Annotated in this window: 16 protein-coding genes and 1 pseudogene; 9 read left to right on the top strand and 8 right to left on the bottom strand. The window is 69.0% G+C overall.

Annotated features, from left to right (window positions below; all coding sequences use genetic code 11):
* Positions 1-26: 26 nt before the first annotated feature.
* Positions 27-680, bottom strand: a complete 654-nt coding sequence (locus JOE30_RS16920) for a hypothetical protein (protein WP_307806213.1) — start codon at positions 678-680, stop codon at positions 27-29.
* A gap of 186 nt (positions 681-866) precedes the next feature.
* On the opposite strand from JOE30_RS16920, the gene JOE30_RS16915 reads away from it, so the two are divergent.
* The gene (locus JOE30_RS16915; RefSeq protein WP_307806212.1) at positions 867-1,634 is read left to right on the top strand and encodes an MBL fold metallo-hydrolase; all 768 of its coding nucleotides are present in this window, start codon (positions 867-869) and stop codon (positions 1,632-1,634) included.
* A gap of 12 nt (positions 1,635-1,646) precedes the next feature.
* Here the strand turns inward: JOE30_RS16915 and JOE30_RS21370 are convergent, their stop codons facing one another.
* Entirely contained in the window at positions 1,647-1,934 is a 288-nt protein-coding gene (locus JOE30_RS21370; RefSeq protein ID WP_371831723.1) for a DUF3253 domain-containing protein, read from the bottom strand.
* Positions 1,917-2,051, bottom strand: a pseudogene (locus JOE30_RS21700) (DUF2256 domain-containing protein); the annotation flags it as partial. The gene JOE30_RS21370 and the pseudogene JOE30_RS21700, both read right to left, overlap by 18 nt.
* A gap of 107 nt (positions 2,052-2,158) precedes the next feature.
* Here JOE30_RS21700 and rarD point away from each other — a divergent pair.
* Together rarD and dnaE are read left to right on the top strand one after the other, a co-directional pair.
* Positions 2,159-3,058, top strand: a complete 900-nt coding sequence (rarD, locus tag JOE30_RS16905) for an EamA family transporter RarD (RefSeq protein ID WP_204870495.1) — start codon at positions 2,159-2,161, stop codon at positions 3,056-3,058.
* Between the two features lie 41 nt (positions 3,059-3,099).
* Complete coding sequence (gene dnaE, locus JOE30_RS16900; protein ID WP_204870494.1) at positions 3,100-6,666, top strand: DNA polymerase III subunit alpha; 3,567 nt, start codon at positions 3,100-3,102, stop codon at positions 6,664-6,666.
* Positions 6,667-6,727: 61 nt separating this feature from the next.
* Here the strand turns inward: dnaE and JOE30_RS16895 are convergent, their stop codons facing one another.
* Positions 6,728-7,339: a hypothetical protein gene (locus JOE30_RS16895; protein WP_204868059.1), complete on the bottom strand. Its 612-nt coding sequence runs from the start codon at positions 7,337-7,339 to the stop codon at positions 6,728-6,730.
* 234 nt (positions 7,340-7,573) lie between these two features.
* Positions 7,574-7,813 (bottom strand): hypothetical protein, encoded by a 240-nt coding sequence (locus tag JOE30_RS16890; RefSeq protein ID WP_204868057.1) that lies wholly within the window; start codon positions 7,811-7,813, stop codon positions 7,574-7,576.
* 141 nt (positions 7,814-7,954) lie between these two features.
* On the opposite strand from JOE30_RS16890, the gene JOE30_RS16885 reads away from it, so the two are divergent.
* Both JOE30_RS16885 and ilvA read left to right on the top strand, forming a co-directional pair.
* On the top strand, positions 7,955-8,389 hold the full coding sequence (locus JOE30_RS16885; protein ID WP_204868054.1) for a nitroreductase family deazaflavin-dependent oxidoreductase: 435 nt from the start codon (positions 7,955-7,957) through the stop codon (positions 8,387-8,389).
* Positions 8,390-8,474: 85 nt separating this feature from the next.
* Positions 8,475-9,806 (top strand): threonine ammonia-lyase IlvA, encoded by a 1,332-nt coding sequence (gene ilvA / locus JOE30_RS16880; RefSeq protein WP_204868052.1) that lies wholly within the window; start codon positions 8,475-8,477, stop codon positions 9,804-9,806.
* 1 nt (position 9,807) lies between these two features.
* On the opposite strand, the gene JOE30_RS16875 is transcribed toward ilvA, so the two are convergent.
* Positions 9,808-10,374, bottom strand: coding sequence for a TetR/AcrR family transcriptional regulator (locus tag JOE30_RS16875; RefSeq protein ID WP_204868049.1), 567 nt, complete (start codon positions 10,372-10,374; stop codon positions 9,808-9,810).
* An 89-nt stretch (positions 10,375-10,463) separates the two neighbouring features.
* Here JOE30_RS16875 and JOE30_RS16870 point away from each other — a divergent pair, with 89 nt between their 5' ends.
* Entirely contained in the window at positions 10,464-12,068 is a 1,605-nt protein-coding gene (locus JOE30_RS16870) for an MFS transporter (protein WP_307806210.1), read from the top strand.
* On the opposite strand, the gene treZ is transcribed toward JOE30_RS16870, so the two are convergent.
* On the bottom strand, positions 12,044-13,822 hold the full coding sequence (treZ, locus tag JOE30_RS16865; RefSeq protein WP_204868047.1) for a malto-oligosyltrehalose trehalohydrolase: 1,779 nt from the start codon (positions 13,820-13,822) through the stop codon (positions 12,044-12,046). The two genes, JOE30_RS16870 and treZ, sit on opposite strands and share 25 nt — an antisense overlap.
* A gap of 114 nt (positions 13,823-13,936) precedes the next feature.
* Between treZ and JOE30_RS16860 the strand changes: the two genes are divergently transcribed.
* The 3 genes from JOE30_RS16860 (at position 13,937) to JOE30_RS16850 (ending at position 17,720) form a co-directional block, all read left to right on the top strand.
* Positions 13,937-14,611 (top strand): LON peptidase substrate-binding domain-containing protein, encoded by a 675-nt coding sequence (locus tag JOE30_RS16860; protein WP_204868045.1) that lies wholly within the window; start codon positions 13,937-13,939, stop codon positions 14,609-14,611.
* A gap of 146 nt (positions 14,612-14,757) precedes the next feature.
* Positions 14,758-16,398 (top strand): phosphoglucomutase (alpha-D-glucose-1,6-bisphosphate-dependent), encoded by a 1,641-nt coding sequence (pgm, locus tag JOE30_RS16855; RefSeq protein WP_204868042.1) that lies wholly within the window; start codon positions 14,758-14,760, stop codon positions 16,396-16,398.
* Positions 16,395-17,720: an MFS transporter gene (locus JOE30_RS16850; protein ID WP_204868040.1), complete on the top strand. Its 1,326-nt coding sequence runs from the start codon at positions 16,395-16,397 to the stop codon at positions 17,718-17,720. Before pgm ends, JOE30_RS16850 begins: the two co-directional genes overlap by 4 nt.
* On the opposite strand, the gene JOE30_RS16845 is transcribed toward JOE30_RS16850, so the two are convergent.
* Positions 17,661-18,413, bottom strand: a complete 753-nt coding sequence (locus tag JOE30_RS16845; protein ID WP_307806307.1) for a VIT1/CCC1 transporter family protein — start codon at positions 18,411-18,413, stop codon at positions 17,661-17,663. The two genes, JOE30_RS16850 and JOE30_RS16845, sit on opposite strands and share 60 nt — an antisense overlap.
* Between the last annotated feature and the right edge of the window lie 19 nt (positions 18,414-18,432).

Below are 18,432 nucleotides of genomic sequence, written 5' to 3'. Positions count from 1 at the left end.
GCAGCCGACCTGACGGAGCGTGTCGGTCAGCCCGCGCTGCCGCGGCGGGCCTTCTCCAGCGCGGCCAGTGTCGACATGACGGTGGCGCGCTGGCGCTGCAGGTCGCTGAGCCGGGCGCGCGCGGGCAGACCCGACGACGCCTCGGCGTCGGCGATGCCGGCCTCGATGGCGGTGAGCTGCTCGAGCAGACCGGTCACTCGATCGGCGAGCACGGCGACGTCCACGGTGCTGACGGCACCCGACGGAGCGGAGGACGCCGCGCGGGACGGGGTGGTGCGGACGGCAGCGGACGCACCGGCGCGGGCCGACGCCTTCCGGACGTCGGCGGCCGCGGGACGCTTCGGCAGGCGGACCCGGTCGAGCGCGGCACGCGCACTGCGAGCCGCGGTGCGGTGTTCGAGTTCCTCGTCGTCGTCGGACGTCACCGCGCCGCCCAGGGGACGCAGGCCGTACATGCCGATGAAGCGACGCGCCGCGTCGATCGTGTTCTCGTGTTCGCGGCACTCACCGCACCGGGGCTCGTCCCGGTAGATCTCGATGTCGGTCCGGCTGCCGCACCACACGCAGCCGCCGGGGCTCCACCGCCGGGTGACGGGGGTGTCGTCCGCAGCGGTGTCGTGGGGTGAGGTGGTGGTCATCGTGGAGGAGGCGCCGGAGCCGAGATTTCGATCGTCGATCACGTCGAACCACCGTAGTGCACGACGCGAGGGCCGAGGAGCGGGAGCGGCTGTCGCCTCGTGCTTTTCGCGTCGCCGGTGACCAACGTCATGACACACCAGGCTCCGCTCGGTCGTGGCATCGGCGTGTCGCGTGAGCAGACCCGTCGGTCTTCCCCCGGGGCTCCGGACCGTCCATACTCGGCAGTCGTGAGCACACTCGAAGTCACGACCGTCGCCGACGGCGTGCACGTCGCGTTCGGGCCGGACGTCAACTGGACACTGTTGGTCGACGGCGAGGACGTGACGCTGGTCGACTCGGGATATCCGCGGTACGTCGGTGCGGTCGTCGAATCGCTCCGTCGTGTCGGTCGGCGTCCGGAGGATGTGCGAGCGATCCTGCTGACGCACGCGCACATCGACCACATCGGCGGTGCCGGCCACTTCGCCTCGACGTATGGCACGCCGGTGCTCACCTCGGACGCCGAGGCGCGGCATGCCCGACGTGAGTATCTCGAACAGGCATCGCCGCTCGACGTGGCGCGCAACGTCTGGCGGCGCGGCGCGCTCGCGTGGACGGTGCGCATCGCCCGCGCGGGCGGAACCGAATCGGGTGCCGTCGCCGATGCCGAGGGTTTCGACTCCGTCGTCGGATCCGTGCCGGGCGGCCCGCTGGATCTGCCGGGCGGACCGGTGCCGCTCGACACCTCGGGTCACACGTCCGGCCACACCGGGTATCACGTGCCGGGTGCGGGGGCCGTTCTGAGCGGTGACGCTCTGGTCACCGGACACGCTCTGAGCGTTCGGACCGGACCGCAGATGCTGCCGCCCCTGTTCGCGCACGACCGGCCGCGGGAGTTCGACGCGCTCGACGCCTTCGTCGGCCTGGACGCCGACGTCCTGATTCCCGGACACGGGGGAGTGCACCGCGGGTCCGTCGACGACGCGGTGCGGCGGGTACGGTCCGCACGCGCCTGAGCCGACTCCGGGTCAGCGGGGTCGCCGAATGCGGATGGGGCCCTTCGCCGTCGACGGGTCGACCACGTTCCCGCCCTGCGTGATCTGCGCCTCGCCCGCGGCGACGAGACGGCGGGCGGCGCGGCGGACGGGTTCCATCAGGGGGCGCCAGTCGTCCGGCGCCACGGCGCGAGCCACGTCGGAGGGACAGATCGACGACTCGCGAGCGCGACTGTCGAGCAGCCGCCGGATCGCGTCCTCGAGACCGTCGTCGGCTCCCGCGGAGCCGGTGCGTCGGCACGCGTCGCTGCAGTACTTCACCGACTCCCAGTCGCGTTCCCACTTCTTGCGCCACTCGATCCGTCGACCGCAGACGACGCAGGTCTTGTCCGCCCGAGCCTCGGCCTCGCCGCTCGGCGCCTTCTTCCTGTGTGCCACCTCGTCGATTGTGCACCGGTCGGGGATAGCGTGAGCGCGTGCGCAGTCTCACGTCCTCTCTCGGCTCCCGGCGCGGTGGAGCTCCCCGGTCGTCCTCCAGCGTCGGCATGGCCAGCGGTGTCGGTGCGTACGGTCTGTGGGGACTGTTCCCGGCCTTCTTCGGCGTGCTGTCCTTCGCCGGGCCCGTCGAGGTCCTCGCGCACCGCATCGTCTGGACGCTGGTGCTCATGCTCGTCGTCCTGGCGGTGTTGGGACGACTGTCCACGCTGCGCGGTCTCCCGGCTCGCACGTGGGGTGTGGTGGCGCTGTCGTCGGCCTTCATCTCGATCAACTGGGGCGTGTACATCTACGCGGTCTCCCAGGACCGTGTGGTCGAGGCGGCCCTGGGATACTTCATCAACCCGCTCGTCAGCGTCCTGCTCGGTGTCGTGGTGTTCCGGGAGCGGTTGGGGCGCGCGCAGATCGCGGCCCTGGCGCTGGCGTTCGTCGCGGTGGTCGTGCTCACCGTCGACTACGGACGGCCTCCCGTCATCGCCCTCACCCTGGCCTTCTCGTTCGCGCTGTACGGCGTCATGAAGAAGGTGGTCCGACTCGAACCCACCACGTCGCTGACCGCGGAGGGCCTCGTGGGGGCGCCGATCGCGATCGGCTACCTGGTGGTGCTGGGCGTCACCGGGGGAGCGAGCGCCCTCTCGCTCGGCGTGCCGCACGCCCTGCTGCTGGTGCTCGCCGGGCCCGTCACCGCACTGCCGTTGCTGCTGTTCGGGGTCGCCGCGCAGAAGCTGCCGTTGGTCACCCTCGGGCTGCTGCAGTACCTGACACCGGGCCTGCAGCTCGCGTGGGGAGTGCTGGTGCTGAACGAGGACATGCCCGCGTCGCGGTGGATCGGTTTCGCACTCATCTGGTGTGCACTGGCGATCTTCACGGTCGACTCGGTGCGGCGTCTGCGGGCGCATCGCGTGGCGTCGGTGCCGGTCGAGGCGGCGTCCGCGGACACCCCGCGTTAGTCCTCATCCGTCACAGTCGTCACATGCCGCGTGTGCGGAGAATGTTGTCGGCCCGACGACCTAGAGTGGCTCCCGTGTCGGACTTCGTTCATCTCCACAATCACACCGAGTACTCCATGCTGGACGGGGCGGCGAAGATCGCGCCCATGTTCGCGGAGGCCCAGCGCCTGGGGATGAGCGCGGTCGGGATGACCGACCACGGCAACATGTACGGGGCGAGTGAGTTCTACAACGAGGCCAAGAAGGCCGGGGTCAAGCCCATCATCGGGATCGAGGCCTACATCGCCCCGGAGTCCCGTTTCAACAAGAAGCGGGTGCTGTGGGGAGACCGCAGCCAGAAGTCGGACGACGTCTCGGGCAGCGGCGCGTACACGCACATGACGATGGTCGCGGAGAACGCGACGGGTCTGCGCAACCTGTTCAAGCTGTCGTCCCTCGCATCCACCGAGGGTCAGCTGGGCAAGTGGGCGCGCATGGACGAGGAGATCATCGCCAACCACGCCGAGGGCATCATCGCCACCACCGGCTGCCCGTCCGGCGAGATCCAGACCCGGCTTCGTCTGGGCCACGAGCGTGAGGCGCTCGAGGCGGCGGCCAAGTGGCAGGAGATCTGGGGCCCCGACAACTTCTTCCTCGAACTGATGGACCACGGTCTGTCGATCGAGAGGAGGGTGCGAGAAGGACTGCTGAGCATCGGGGAGCAGCTCGGCATCCCCCCGCTCGCGACCAACGACTGCCATTACGTCACCAAGGACGCGTCGGTCAATCACGAAGCGCTGCTGTGTATCCAGACCGGCAAGACGCTGAGCGATCCCACCCGGTTCAAGTTCGACGGCGACGGCTACTACCTCAAGTCCGCGGAGGAGATGCGCGCCCTGTGGGACGACGAGGTGCCCGGCGCGTGCGACTCCACGTTGCTCATCGCCGAACGCGTCCAGTCCTACGACGAGGTGTGGGAGCACCGCGACCGGATGCCGGTGTTCCCGGTGCCGGAGGGCTACACGCAGGGCACCTGGCTCCGCAAGGAGGTCATGGACGGCCTGCACCGCCGCTTCCCCGACGGTCCGACGGAGGAGTACCTCTCCCGTGCGGACTACGAGATCAGCGTCATCCTCGAGATGGGCTTCCCCGCCTACTTCCTCGTCGTCGGTGACCTCATCAACCACGCCAAGGAGGTCGGCATCCGCGTCGGACCCGGTCGTGGTTCGGCGGCCGGGTCGCTCGTCGCCTACGCGATGGGCATCACCAACATCGACCCGCTGCCGCACGGTCTGCTGTTCGAGCGATTCCTCAATCCCGAGCGCGTCTCCATGCCCGACATCGACATCGACTTCGACGATCGCCGCCGCGGCGAGATGGTGCGCTACGCCACCGAGAAGTGGGGCAGTGACCGCGTCGCGCAGGTGATCACGTTCGGCACCATCAAGACGAAGGCCGCCATCAAGGACTCGGCCCGCGTGCAGTTCGGGCAGCCGGGCTTCGCCATCGCCGACCAGATCACCAAGGCGCTGCCCCCGCCCGTGATGGCGAAGGACATCTCGGTCGCGGGCATCACCGATCCGACGCACGAGCGGTACAAGGAGGCCACCGAGGTCCGCTCGCTGATCGACTCGAACCCCGACGTCGCGAAGATCTACCAGACGGCCAAGGGTCTCGAGGGGCTGATCCGCAACGCCGGCGTCCACGCCTGCGCGGTCATCATGTCCTCGGAGCCGCTGACCGACGCCATCCCGGTGTGGAAGCGTCCGCAGGACGGCGCCATCATCACCGGCTGGGACTACCCGTCCTGCGAGGCCATCGGCCTGCTGAAGATGGACTTCCTGGGGCTGCGCAACCTCACGGTCATCGGTGACGCCATCGACAACATCAAGGCCAACCGCGGCATCGACATCGATCTCGACGCCCTGCCGCTCGATGATCCGGCGACGTTCGAACTGCTCTCGCGCGGAGACACTCTCGGCGTGTTCCAGCTCGACGGCAGCGCGATGCGGGACCTGCTGCGCAAGATGCAGCCCACCGGATTCGAGGACATCGTCGCCGTCCTGGCGCTCTACCGGCCCGGCCCGATGGGCATGAACTCGCACAACGACTACGCCGATCGCAAGAACGGCCGTCAAGAGGTCAAGCCGATTCACGCCGAACTCGAGGAACCACTGAAGGTCATCCTCGGCGAGACGTACGGCCTGGTGGTCTACCAGGAGCAGATCATGCAGCTGGCGCAGAAGGTCGCCGGCTACTCGCTCGGCCAGGCCGACCTGTTGCGGCGCGCCATGGGAAAGAAGAAGCTGTCCGAGCTGGAGAAGGCGTACGCCGGATTCCGCCAGGGCATGCTCGACAACGATTTCTCCGAGGCCGCCATCAAGGCGCTCTGGGACACCGTGCTCCCGTTCGCCGGCTACGCGTTCAACAAATCGCACTCGGCGGGGTACGGGCTGGTGTCCTACTGGACGGCGTATCTCAAGGCCAACTACCCGGCCGAGTACATGGCCGGACTGCTCACCAGTGTCGGCGACGACAAGGACAAGGCGGCGATCTATCTCGCCGATTGTCGTCGGCTCGGCATCACCGTGCTCCCGCCGGACGTCAACGAGTCCGAACTCAACTTCGCTTCTGTGGGCGAGGACATCCGCTTCGGCATGGGCGCGGTGCGCAACGTGGGCGCCAACGTCGTGGCGTCCATCATCTCGGCGCGCAAGGAGAAGGGGAAATTCACCGACTTCTCGGACTACCTGGCCAAGATCGACGCCACCGCCTGCAACAAGAAGGTCACCGAGTCTCTCGTCAAGGCCGGTGGTTTCGACTCGCTGGACCACCCACGCAAGGGTCTGATGCTGATCCACGCCGACGCGATCGACTCGGTTCTGGGCACCAAGAAGGCGGAGGCCATCGGCCAGTTCGACCTGTTCGGCGGCGTCGATGCGGACGAGTCCATCACGTCCGTCTTCAACGTCAAGATCCCGGCCGAGGAGTGGGACAGCAAACACCGACTCGCGCTGGAGCGGGAGATGTTGGGGCTGTACGTGTCCGGGCATCCGCTGAACGGAGTCGAGCACGTGCTCGCGGCACAGTCGGACACCGCCATCCCCACGATCCTCGAGGGCGGGCTGAAAGACGGGACCCAGGTGACCGTCGGCGGCATCCTCACGTCGGTCAACCGACGGGTGAACAAGAACGGTCTGACCTGGGCGTCCGCCCAGCTCGAGGATCTCACCGGTGGTATCGAGGTGCTGTTCTTCCCGCAGGCGTACTCCGTGTTCGGCGCAGACGTCGCCGAGGACGCCGTGGTGCTGGTGAAGGCCAGGGTGTCGGCTCGCGACGATCGGATCTCGCTCATCGCCAACGACATCGCGGTCCCCGATCTGTCGTCCGTCGGTGTCGCCAAGCCCGTCGCCGTGAGTCTGCCGACGCGTCAGTGCACCGCGGACAAGGTCGGGGCGCTCAAGCGGGTGCTGGCCAGCCATCCCGGCACCACCGACGTGCACCTGCGCCTCATCAGTGGCGACCGGGTCACCATGCTCAAGGTGGACGAGAAGCTGCGCGTCACGCCGTCGTCCGCGCTGATGGGCGATCTCAAGGCGTTGCTCGGACCCGGCTGCCTCACCGTCTGACGCTGCCTCACCGTCTGACGCTGCCTCACCGTCTGACGCTGCCTCGACGCCTGATGCTGCCTCACCGCCTGACGAACGCCGACCGCTCGACGGCCGCCGCGAGGTAGGCATCGGGATCGACGCCGAACGGGTTGTCCCGCAAGCCCTCCGCGATGACGTCGCGGTAGCCGTCGGCCGGCACTCCGGGTTCTCGAACGTGGCTCGACGTCAGAGTCAGGGCCGGGACGCCGTCGATGTCGTTCAGGCGCAGCGCCGCGTCGTACTTGCCGCGGTGCGGCTCGGAGGACACCTCGACGGGGAGCAGCGACCACGCTCCCGGTCGTGTCGGCACGGAGGCGCGGACATCGAGTGTCTGCTCCGTCTGCGCGTTCTCCACGGTCGCGATGTGGTCGAGGGCGGACCACTCCAGGAGGTAGGCGCGGGCGATGGAGTCGGGGGAGAGCGCGAGCGAGAGGAATGCGGACGCTCCGGTCCACCGAGCCGAGACGCCGGCGAAGTACACCGCGTGCGGCACGGTGATCCATCGGTGCTCGCGCGGAGGTGAGAGTGTCCGAGGGGCGGCGTGTGCCCCGAATCTGCTGTCGGCCGCGGAGCCGCCCAGATAGGCGTCGAGGCGTGCGGGCAGAGTGTTCGAGCCGTAGCCGACGTACCAGACGAGATCGTGACGGTTCACAGGAACGGACGGTACCGTCGGGTCGTCAACCGAACTCGACCGAGAGGGACGACCCCATGATCACCAACTTCATCAACGCCGTGCTCGACTTCGTCGGAGGCGTCGCCGCTGGGAGCAGCGGGCTCTACCTGGCCCCCGGTGTCCTGCCGTTCGGTTCCTGATCCGCGTCCGGACCACGCGAACGCCGACGGGGCGCCCACATCGAGTGGGCGCCCCGTCGGCGTCTGTACGTGATCAGTGTCGGGTGCGGAACCGCTCGGTCGCGCCGAGGGCCCACCACACCGTCACGCCGACGGCGGCGGAGGTGAGGACGGCGGTCTGCATGCTCACGGTCAGTGCGAGAGCGGCGAAGAGGATGACGGCGACCATGATGCTCTCGAGCTTGTAGAGCGGCCAGTCGGTGCCGGCCACATCCACGGTACGAACGCTCGTCGAGTGCCGCGGGCGTGTGAACTGCAGGTCGACCGGGGTCATACTCGCCTCCCGAACCATTCGTGTTCCGTGTGCCGTGCGTTGGTCCCCAGGCTACACGTACATCGAAGTTCGGGCGACCGAAACCTGCTGATCATCGTGTGGATGGTTGCCCGAGACCGCCGAGGTGTGTGTACTGGGATCATGCCGCTGCACGGAGAGTACGAGCCGAGTCCGTCCACCTGGGCCGCCGATCAGGCCGATCTGTACGAGAGCTCGGGTGGGACCGAGGGCACCGAGATGCGGGGGATGCCCGTCATCCTCCTCACGACCATCGGGAACAAGACGGGCAAGCTCCGTCGGACCCCTCTGATGCGCGTCGAGCACGACGGTGCGTATGCCGCCGTCGCCTCGCTCGGCGGGGCGCCCAAGCACCCCGTCTGGTACTTCAACGTGCTCGCGAACCCCAACGTGGAACTGCGGGACAAGACCGAGAAGTGGGACATGGTCGCGCGCGAGGTGCACGGCGAGGAGAAGGCGCAGTGGTGGGAGCGTGCGGTCGCGGCTTACCCCGACTACGCGGACTACCAGAAGAAGACCGACCGCGAGATCCCGGTCTTCGTGCTCGAGCGGGCCTGAGCGCCGATTCGTCACCCCCGCCGGCGGCCGCTCCGCAGGTGAGGGTGGGTCGGTGGTCGTCGCACCACCGTGGCAGCATGTCCGTGTGACCGAGACGACGAGCCGTACCGACGCCGCTGCGCCGACCGCAGACGACATCGATGCCGCGGCCGTCCGGCTGCGGGACGTGGCCACCCGGACCCCGCTCGAGTACTGCGAGCGGTTGTCCGAGCAGACGGGTGCGCGGATCCACCTCAAGCGCGAGGATCTCCAGCGCGTGCGCTCGTACAAGTTGCGCGGCGCGTACAACCTGATGCTGCAACTCGACGACGACGAGCGCGCGGTCGGTGTCGTGGCGGCGAGCGCCGGCAATCACGCGCAGGGTGTCGCGTTCGCGTGCCGGGCACTCGGTATCCGCGGTCGCATCTACGTACCGACGAACACCCCGAAGCAGAAGCGCGATCGCATCGCCTTCCACGGCGGCGACATGGTGCAGGTCATCAGCGTCGGCTCCACCTTCGATGCGGCCGCGGCGGCCGCCCTCGCCGACGTCCGCACCACCGGTGCCACCATCGTGCCGCCGTTCGACGACCCGAGAACCGTGGCGGGACAGGGCACCATCGCCGCAGAGATCCTGGAGCAGCTCGGTGCCGCTCCGGACGTCGTCGTGGTCGCGGTGGGCGGCGGTGGGTGCATGACGGGCATGTCGGCGTACCTCGCCGAGCGGTCGCCGAACACCTCCGTCGTCGGTGCGGAGCCCACCGGCGCCGCATCCATGGCGGCGGCGCTCATGGCCGGTGGCCCCGTCACACTCGACGAGATCGACCCGTTCGTCGACGGCGCCGCCGTGCGCCGGATCGGCGATCTCCCGTACCGGGTGGTGTCGTCGCTCGGCGCGACCGTCGCCTCGCACGCCTCGGTGACGGTCGGCGCCGGCCACGACGGACGCGGGTCGGTGGTGGTCACGCAGGTGGACGAGGGTGCCATCTGCACCGCGATGCTGGATCTGTACCAGAGCGAGGGCATCATCGCCGAACCTGCCGGAGCACTGTCGGTGGCCGCGCTGTCGCAGATCGACATCCCGGCCGGATCCTCCGTCGTGTGCTTGATCTCGGGCGGTAACAACGACGTCTCGCGCTACGGGGAGATCCTCGAACGTTCGCTCGTGCACAAGGGGCTCAAGCATTACTTCCTCGTCGACTTCCCGCAGGAGCCGGGCGCACTGCGCACGTTCCTCGACGTCGTTCTCGGTCCGGACGACGACGTGACGCTGTTCGAGTACGTCAAGCGCAACAACCGCGAGACGGGTGCCGCGCTGGTCGGTATCGAGCTCGGCTCGGCCGGGGGCCTGTCGTCCCTCCTCGAGCGGATGGAGACCTCGCCGATGCACGTCGAGCATCTCGAGCCCGGGTCGCCCGCGTACCGCTACCTGACCTGAGTCATCCCGCCGACCCCCGACCGCTCGGGTCGACAGTGCTCGAACCGCCACAGAGGAGCCGTGCGACCACGTCGCGGTGCAGGTCGGGTGGCGTGTGGGGGAGGCCGAGCAGCGCGGCGAGGTAGATGCCGTCGCCCACCAGCCGCACGATCTCGGCCTGCACCGGATCGGTCACCTCGCGCTGCAGCGCGCGGTCCCACATGCCCATGACGTCGATGACGGCCTGCTGCACCTCGCCGGGTCTGCCGTCGATGCTGCGCAGCGCGGCGAGAGTGGAGCGGTAGAGCGCCACCTCCTCGGCGGACGAGGCGTCCGGTGGTTGGAGATACCACTGGGCCAGCGAGGTGCCGGCGGCCTCCGCCTCGACGCGTTGGACGTCGGATCGTTCACCGAGGCGACGCACCAGCGCGGCCATCATCGCGTCCTTGCTGGGAAAGTGGTACAGCAGACCACCTTTCGAGACGCCCGCCCGAGAGGCCACCGCCTCGAGGGTGGCCTTGTCCGCGCCGTCGTCGAGGAGCAGCGTCTCGAGGGCGTCCAGGATGCGGTCGCGTGTGTCGGCTGCCATGACACGCACTGTACCGGCCGGACGGTTGTTGCTACGCTGTCGGTGTCCGTTGACTGTACCGTCCGGACGGTAAACGAAAGAGGTGTCTCGTGTCCGTGTCTCCGGCGGCGTCCGTGCAGCCGAATCCCGACGATCTCGTACCGGCCGGCGCCACCCGCCGTGACTGGCTCGGTCTGGTGGTGCTGGCCGGTGCCGTGATGCTCATCGCCGTCGACGGCACCGTCCTCGACATCGCGCTGCCGTTCCTCAGTGCGGATCTCCGCCCGAGCAGCACCGAGCTGCTGTGGATCATCGACGTCTACTCGTTCGTCCTCGCCGGCCTGCTGGTCACCATGGGCACGGTCGGCGACCGCATCGGACGACGGCGGTTGCTCCTGATCGGTGCGGTCGGCTTCGGTCTGTCCTCGGTACTCGCCGCTTTCGCTGTCGACCCCGCGATGATGATCGCGGCTCGTGTGCTGCAGGGCATCTCGGGTGCCACGTTGATGCCCGCCACCCTGGGCCTGATTCGCACGATGTTCCAGGTGCGGCGTGAACGCACGCTCGCGATCGGTGTCTGGGGTGCCATGGCCGGCGGCGGCGCGGCGGCGGGTCCTCTGGTGGGCGGATGGCTTCTCGAGCACTTCTGGTGGGGCTCGGTCTTTCTGATCAACGTGCCGATCATGATCGCGCTGGTCGTCGTGGGTCCGTTCACCATCCCCGAGTCCAAGGACCCGGAACCCGGCCGATTCGACGTACCCAGTGCCGCGCTGTCGATCCTGGCGATCGTTCCCGTCGTCTACGCGATCAAGGAGACCGCAGCCCACGGGCCGCACCCGTCGATGATTCCGGTCGCGCTGGTCGGTCTGGCCGCGGGCACCGTCTTCGTCCGCCGGCAGGGCCGACTCGCCGCCCCGATGATCGACCTGACGCTGTTCGCGCAGCGTCGCTTCTCGACGGCTGTCGCGACGAACCTGCTGTCCGTCTTCGCGCTGGCGGGAGTGCTGTTCTTCGGCTCGCAGTACCTGCAGTCGGTTCTCGGCACCTCCCCGCTGGAGGCCGGTCTGATCATGCTGCCAGGAACGGCGACGAGCATCGTCGCGTCGCTCGCCGCCGCACATCTCGTACGCCGCTGGGAGTCGGGCACCGTTCTCGCCGTGGGACTCGCGGTCTCCGCGGCGGGGGCACTGTTGCTGACGCGTCTCGGTCAGACCGACGGCATCGCCGTGTTCATGGCGTCGTTCGTCCTGGTCGGTGTCGGCGCGGGACTCGCGCTGACGCTGACGTCGGATCTGGTGGTCGCCTCGGTTCCCGCGCCGCGCGCCGGCGCAGCGTCCGCGATCTCCGAGACGGCGTACGAACTCGGGATCGCCCTCGGCGTCGCGTTGCTCGGTTCGGTGGTGATGGCCGTGTTCCGCGGCGGTATCGACACGTCGGCGCTCGACCCGGACACCGCGTCGGGTGCCCGCGAGACCATCGGCGAGGCGGTCTCGCTCGCGCGGACGCTACCGGCTGATCTCGGTGACGCTCTGACCAGTTCGGCCGGCGCCGCGTTCGTCGACGGGATGCACGTCGCGGCGGTGGCCACCGCGATCGTGCTCGCCGCCAACGCTCTCCTCGTGGCTCTGGCTCTACGTGGCTCGGACGCCGGCGACGCGCGAGCCGAGCCGGAAAGTCACTCCAGCGGAACTCACTCCAGCACGACGAAGGAGTGACCAGGGACGGTCGTCGCCGACGCGGTCGCGTTCGGCGTCGGCTCGTCCCACCACAGCAGCGGCGTGCCGCCCACCGGCACGGTCACCGGCGAGTCGCTGAGGTTGCACGCGATGCTCAGGCCCCGGCCCGCGGTGGGGTGCGCCCGATGGATCACGATCCATCGGGCGTCCTCGTCGTAGTCGACGTGCACGCCGGTCGACCACGGGTTCGTGATCTCGGTGCGCTGGGCACGCAACGCCAGAAGCGCTCGGTAGCAGTCGAGTACGCGGGCGTGATCACCCTCGGTGACCTCGTCCCAGTTCAGCTTCGAGTTCTCGAACGTCGCGGGATCCTGCGGATCGGGGATGTCCTCGCTGTCCCACCCGTGGGACGCGAACTCGGCCTTGCGTCCCTTCGCGGTGGCCTCACCCAGCTCGGGTTCGGGATGGGAGGTGAAGAACTGGAACGGGGTGGACGCGTCGAACTCCTCACCCATGAACAGCATCGGGGTGAAGGGGGACAACAGGATCAGCGCCGCCTTGACCGCCAGCTGCCCCGGCGTGAGTGAGAAGCCGGGACGATCGCCGATGGCGCGGTTGCCCACCTGATCGTGCGTCGTGGTGTACGCGACGAGCGAGCTCGCCGGGAGCACCCGTCGGTCCAGGGGCCGACCGTGCACGCGGCCACGGAAGGTCGAGTACGTCCCGGCGTGGAAGAAGCCCTGCGTGATGGTGGTCGCGAGGCACTGCATCGAGCCGAAGTCACCGAAGTAGCCCTGGCGTTCGCCGGACACCGCTGCGTGCACGGCGTGGTGGACGTCGTCGTCCCACTGGGCAGTGAGACCGTAGCCGCCGCCCGCTCGGGGGGTGATGAGCGTCGGGTCGTTGAGGTCACTCTCCGCGATCAGGCTCAGGGGTCGACCGACGTGCGCCGCCAGAGCCTCGGTCTCCACGGCGAGCTGCTCGAGGATGTGGGTGGCCGTGGTGTCGGCCAAAGCGTGCACCGCATCGAGACGGAGCGCGTCCACGTGGAACTGCTCGAACCATCGCAGTGCGTTGTCGATGATGTAGCGCCGCACCGTGTCCGACTCCGCGCCGGCCACGTTGACCGTCTGTCCCCAGGAGTTCGCACCCTCCGACATGTACGGACCGAACTTCTCGAGGTAGTTGCCCGACGGACCCAGGTGGTTGTAGACCACGTCGAGTGTGACGGCCAGCCCACGGGCGTGGCAGGCGTCGACGAACCGCTGGAAACCTTCCGGGCCGCCGTAGCCCTCGTGGACGGTGTACCAGAGGACGCCGTCGTACCCCCAGTTGTGTGTCCCGTTGAAGCCGTTGACGGGCATGACCTCCACGAAGGTCACGCCGAGGTCGACGAGGTGATCGAGTCGCTCGATCGCCGCGTCGAACGTCCCCTCCGCGGTGAAGGTACCGATGTGCAGCTCGTACAGCACGCCGCCCGCCAGCGGGCGACCCGTCCACGCGTCGTCGGTCCACGCGAAGGTGTCCGCGGAGTACAGCGCCGACGCCTCGTGCACGCCGTCCGGCTGCCGCGGTGAGCGCGGATCCGGGATCACCGCATCGTCGTCGTCCAGGACGAAGCCGTACCGGGCACCGTCGGCGGCGGGCACCTCGGTCGTCCACCACCCGTCCTTCTCGGTCATCGGGTGCAGGTCACCGTCGAGGTGCAGTCGGACCCGCTCGGGTGTGGGTGCCCAGACCGCGAACGTCCGGGGTCCAGTGGTGCGGGAAGCGGCGCGAACCGGAGTGCTCATGGACGCATCCTTACCCAGTAGCCGGGCCACCGACACCGGACGGGCGGGGGAGTTGCACCACACTCGTGTCGTCGGGTTCTGCCGCGGTGGTCGCGGTGAGTGCATGCTGGTGGTGTGGACGACGACATGCACGCCCGGTCCGACGACATCTACGAGCTCCCGATGTTCCCGCTCGGTTCGGTGGTACTGCCGGGGGACGACGTGCCGTTGCACGTGTTCGAGCCCCGGTACCGCGCGATGGTGCAGCACTGCCTGGACACCGAGTCGCACTTCGGGGTGGCGCTCATCGAGCGGGGCCACGAGGTCGGCGGCGGGGACGTGCGCGGCGTGGCCGCAGTGTCGACCCGGATCGACCGCGCCCTCCCCACACCGGACGGACGCTTCGTGCTCGAGTGCCGCGGAGTCGATCGGATCCGCGTGCTGGAGTGGCTGCCGGACGATCCGTACCCGCGGGCGCGCGTCACCGCCTGGCCCGATCTCCCGGCGGGCGACGAGTCGCTGGACGAGGTGTACGACCTCGTGCAGGAGCGCACCGACCGGCTGTTCGAGATCCTGACCGGCATCGCACGCTCGCGGGATCTGCCGACACCCGAGGCGCCGCGTGTCGACGCGGACGGAACGCGCTCCGTCGCCGAGGTCTGGGAGTTCGCGTCGTCCCTGCCGCTCGGCTCGTCCGATCGCGCCAAGGTGCTCGCGGCGGAGACGGTCGGACGCCGACTGCGCGTTCTCGCGAACGCCCTCGAGGACGTCATCGCGATCGCCGAGTTCTCGGCGCTGCCTGATCTCTGAACGTCCGCCGATCTCTGAACGTCCGCCGATCTCTGAACGTCCGTGGGCGCGGTCGGGGTCCCGATCCGACAGTCGTGGTCCGCGGTCGTTGCTCGCCCACTAGGCTTCTCGGGGCGGGGGTACACAATCGACACAGGAGGACCCGAGTGGCTCACGAGCGAGCGGGACAACGGGCACAGGCATCGGATCTGGTCGATCTGTCGCACCTGGTGACGGCCTACTACAGCGTGAAGCCGGACGTCGAGAATCCCGATCAGCAGGTGGTCTTCGGTACCTCCGGACATCGTGGATCGTCCCTGGACGGCGCCTTCAACGAGGACCACATCGTGGCCACGACACAGGCCATCGTGGAGTACCGGGCCGCGCAGGGCACCACGGGGCCGCTGTTCCTCGGTCGAGACACCCACGCGCTCTCCGAGCCCGCATGGGTCACCGCCGTGGAAGTCCTCGCCGCCAACGGCGTTGCGGTGCTTGTAGATTCGGCAGACCGCTACACGCCGACCCCGGCGGTGAGCCACGCGATCCTGCGTCACAACGCCTCGGGTCCGTCGGCGCTCGCAGACGGCATCGTCGTCACGCCGTCCCACAACCCGCCGCGCGACGGCGGTTTCAAGTACAACCCGCCGAACGGTGGACCCGCCGACAGCGACGCCACCTCCGTGATCGCGGCGCGCGCCAACGAGATCCTGCGCTCCGGTGTGTCGTCCGTGAAGCGCGTGTCACTCGCGTCTGCGCTGGCCGGCTCCGTGCAGAAGTACGACTTCCTCACCACCTACGTGGACGATCTTCCGTCGGTCGTCGACATCGACGCCATCCGGTCCGCGGGTGTGCGCATCGGCGCCGATCCGCTGGGCGGCGCGAGCGTCGACTACTGGGCGGCCATCGCCGAGCGGCACCGGCTCGATCTGACCGTCGTCAACCCGCTCGTCGACGCGACGTGGCGGTTCATGACCCTGGACACCGACGGCAAGATCCGGATGGACTGCTCGTCGCCCAACGCGATGGCGTCGTTGATCGGGGCCCGCCACGACTACGACGTGTCGACGGGCAACGACGCCGATGCGGACCGGCACGGCATCGTCACCCCCGACGGCGGACTGATGAACCCGAACCACTACCTCGCGGTGGCGATCGACTATCTATTCTCGCACCGGCCGGGATGGCCCGCCGAGGCGGCGGTCGGCAAGACCCTCGTCAGTTCCTCGATGATCGACCGCGTCGTGGCCTCGCTCGGCCGCACCCTGCTCGAGGTGCCCGTGGGGTTCAAGTGGTTCGTGCCGGGTCTCGTCTCCGGTGAGATCGGGTTCGGCGGCGAGGAGAGCGCCGGAGCCTCGTTCCTGCGGACGGACGGATCTGTCTGGACCACCGACAAGGACGGCATCATCCTGGCCCTGCTCGCCTCCGAGATCACCGCGGTGACCGGAAAGACACCGTCCATGCGCTACCGGGAGCTCACCGAGCAGTTCGGTGATCCTTCCTACGCACGCACCGACGCGCCCGCGACGCGCGAGCAGAAGGCCGTGTTGGCGAAGCTGTCGGCGGAGCAGGTCACCGCGACCACCCTGGCGGGGGAGGACATCACCGCCACGCTCACCTCGGCTCCCGGCAACGGGGCGGCTCTGGGCGGACTCAAGGTCACCACGGACAGCGCCTGGTTCGCCGCTCGGCCGTCGGGTACGGAGGACGTCTACAAGATCTACGCCGAGTCCTTCCGCGGCACGGAGCACCTCGCCGAGGTGCAGAGCGCCGCACGCGATCTCGTGTCGTCCGTCCTGACCGGGGAGTGAGCGCCGCAGCAGGGGCCGGTGCCGGGACGCGGGGGACCGCGCCCGATCCCACCCGCGACATCTGGATTCTCGTCTCGGCCGCGTTCGTCATCGCACTCGGCTTCGGCATCGTCGCGCCCGCGCTGCCGGGGTTCGCGCTCGCCTTCGGGGTGGACGAGTTCGCGGTCACCGTCATCATCAGTGCCTTCGCGGCGACACGTCTGATCTTCGCGCCCGCCAGCGGATCGCTGGTGCAGCGCATCGGCGAGCGGCGGGTCTACCTCACCGGTCTCGTGGTCGTCGCAGTGTCGACCGGGTTGTGTGCTCTGGCCCAGACGTACTGGCAACTCCTGCTCTTCCGGTCGCTCGGCGGCATCGGGTCGACGATGTTCACCGTGTCCGCGCTGGGGCTGCTCATCCGGATCGCCCCGCCCGATCGCCGCGGGCGCGTCTCCGGCATGTACGCGTCGAGCTTTCTGGCCGGCACCGTCCTGGGCCCGTTCGTGGGCGGCATCGTGCTCGGTGTCGGAGGTCTACGGGCGCCGTTCGTCTTCTACGCCGTGACGCTGGTCGCGGCCGCCGCCGTCGTCGCGGTGGGCCTGCGAACGCCCGCCGCGACCACCGACGCCGACCGGGACGCGGCGGTCGTGCTGCGGTTCGCCGACGCCGTGCGCTCGCCCACCTACCGGTCGGCACTGCTGTCCAACTTCGCCAACGGGTGGGCGGTGTTCGGCGTGCGCACGGCGATCGTGCCGCTGTTCGTCGTCGCCGCGCTCGGACGCAGCGATTCGATGGCCGCCGTGGCCCTCGCGGTGTTCGCGGTGGGCAATGCGGTGGTGTTGGTGCCGGCGGGGCGATGGTCCGATCGGTACGGGCGCAAGCCGTTCCTCGTCGCCGGGCTGCTGCTGTGCGGCGCGTCAACCGCGACCATGGGCATCTCGGGATCGACGGAGGTGTTCCTCGTGATCACCTTCGTCGCCGGGCTCGGGTCCGGGCTGATCACGCCGACCCAGCAGGCGGCGGTGGCCGACATGATCGGCTCCCGGGCCCGCGGAGGTCCCGTCCTCGCCGCGTTCCAGATGGCCATGGACGTGGGCTCGGTCATCGGGCCGTTGGTCGCCGGTGTACTCGTGACGGAACTGTCCTACGCGGCCGCGTTCGGGACCTCGGGTGCCATCCTGCTGATCGCCGCCGTGGGCTGGATGGTGGTACCCGACACGCGGTCCGGGCGGGTGTCGCTGACCGCGAGGCCCACCGCGGTGACGATCGATCCGGGCGGCGACTCAGGCGGTGCCGACACCGATGAGGGATCCGACGGCATAGGTCGCCGCGACGGCGAGTGAACCGAACAGCAGTTGGCGGAGCGCTCCGACGACGGTCGACCGCGAGGTGAAGTGCGCGGCGAGCGCGCCCGCGATCATGAGACCCACGGCGCCGAACGCGAGCCCGAGGGCGAGGACATCCGATCCCAGCAGGAACGGGACGAGCGGAATGATCGCGCCGATCGAGAACAGGACGAAGGACGATCCGGCCGCGACCCACGGTGACGGCTTCTCGGTGGGGTCGACACCCAACTCCCGCGAGATGTGCAGATCCACCGCACGATCGGCGTCCGTGTGGATCTCGCGCGCGGCGACCGTGGCCGTCTCGGTCGACATTCCCATGTCGGTGAGCATGCCCACCAACTCCGCCTGTTCGGCCTCCGGGTACTTCGTGAACGCGGCGCGCTCGGTGGTCACCTCGGCATCGATCTGCTCGTTCTGCGTGGACACGGACGTGAACTCGCCGAGTGCCATCGAGAACGCTCCCGCGACGAGGCCGGCGATGCCGCTGAGGACCAGCGTGTGCGTCGAGACGCCCGCACCGCCGACACCTGCGATGAGCGAGGTGTTGGTCACCAGTCCGTCCATGGCCCCGAACGTGGCGGCCCGGAGCCAGCCTCCGGAGACGTCGGCGTGTGTGTGATCGATGTCGTGGGGCAGGCCGGGTGCCCCCTCGGCGGGCACGGCGGACGCCTGTGGATCACGGGGCTCGATGTGGGTCACGGGGCGAATG

This window comes from Rhodococcus sp. PvP016, from assembly GCF_017832185.1.
Taxonomy (GTDB): Bacteria; Actinomycetota; Actinomycetes; order Mycobacteriales; family Mycobacteriaceae; genus Rhodococcoides.
Note: the sequence above shows the minus strand (reverse complement) of the source record. Positions and strands in the feature narration are given on the sequence as shown.